General features: G+C 63.8%; 1 protein-coding gene. It reads left to right on the forward strand.

The window, feature by feature from the left end; all coding sequences use genetic code 11:
* Window positions 1–49: 49 nt before the first annotated feature.
* Entirely contained in the window at window positions 50–1,366 is a 1,317-nt protein-coding gene (locus ACFZBU_RS47955) for an extracellular solute-binding protein (RefSeq protein ID WP_391590153.1), read from the forward strand.
* Window positions 1,367–1,376 lie beyond the last annotated feature (10 nt).

The following is a 1,376-nucleotide window of genomic DNA, read 5'->3' on the forward strand; positions in this document are numbered from 1 at the left end:
ACCCTCACCAACGGTCCTGTTTTCCCGAAGGCATGAAGGCGGTACTGCGATGAAGCGGCACCAGATGGCATTGGCGGCGACAGGACTGTCGGCCGCACTGCTTCTGTCGGCGTGTGGTGGCTCGGACGACAAGAAGGACGACGACAAGGCGGCCCCCGGCGCCTCCGGAGCGGCGGCGGGTGCGCCCAAGGACGGCACGATCAAGCTGGTCGTGGCCGACTACGGCAGCGGCGACGGCAGCATGCAGAAGTACTGGAACGGGGTGATCTCGAGCTTCAACGAGAAGAACCCGGGCATCAAGGTCAACCTGCAGGTCGTCAACTGGGACGACATCGACAAGCAGGTCGCGACCATGATCCAGAACAACGACATGCCGGACCTTCTGCAGACCGGCGGTTATGCCGACAAGGTCGTCGACGACCTGCTCTACCCGGTCGACGAGGTCATGTCGCCCGCCACCAAGGCCGACTTCATCGAGTCGTTCACGCCCGCGGCGACGGTCAAGGGCAAGCAGTACGGCATTCCCTTCACCTCCAGCACCCGGCAATTGATCTACAACACCGATCTGTTCGCCAAGGCCGGAATCACCGACCCGCCGAAGACCTGGGACGACCTCAAGGCCGCCGCGACCAAGCTGAAGGCCGCCGGCGTGCCCACGCCCTTCGGCCTGCCGCTGGGCAAGGAGGAGGCCCAGGGCGAGTTCATGAACTGGGCGCTGGGCAACGGCGGCGGCTACCAGACCAACGGCAAGTACACGGTCAACAGCCCGCAGAACGTCGAGGCGCTGAACTGGGTCAACGACAACCTGGTCAAGACCGGTCTGACCGAGTCGAACCCCGGCACGAAGAACCGCAAGGACGTCTACACGGACTTCTACGGCGGCAGCGTCGGCATGGTGAACAGCAACCCCACCATGATCGCCACGTTGAAGAAGGACTACCCGAACCTCAAGTACGCGACCGCGCCGATCCCCGGCAAGGCGGGTCCGCTGAACGAGACCCTCGGGGTCTGCGACTGGATGATGGCGTTCAAGAAGAACGGCAAGAAGGACCAGATCAAGGCGTTCCTGGACCACGCGTTCGGTACGGACCAGCAGATCAAGTTCCAGGAGCAGTACAGCTTCCCGCCGGTGACCAAGTCGGTGATGGCCAAGATGGCGGCCAACCCGGCCAACGCCGGTCTCAAGCCGTACATCGACCTGCTGCCCAAGGCGAAGTTCTACCCGTTGAACGACGTCGCGTGGGACGTGCTCTCGCCCAAGATCAAGGAGCAGCTCGGCAGCGCGGTCTCCGGCAAGTCGCCCAAGGACGTGCTGGACCAGCTCCAGAAGGAAGCCGAAGCGGCGGTCGCGCAGCAGAAGAGCTGACGCACCACAG

Origin of the sequence: Embleya sp. NPDC008237 (genome assembly GCF_042956465.1) — a bacterium.
Lineage (GTDB): Bacteria > Actinomycetota > Actinomycetes > Streptomycetales > Streptomycetaceae > Embleya.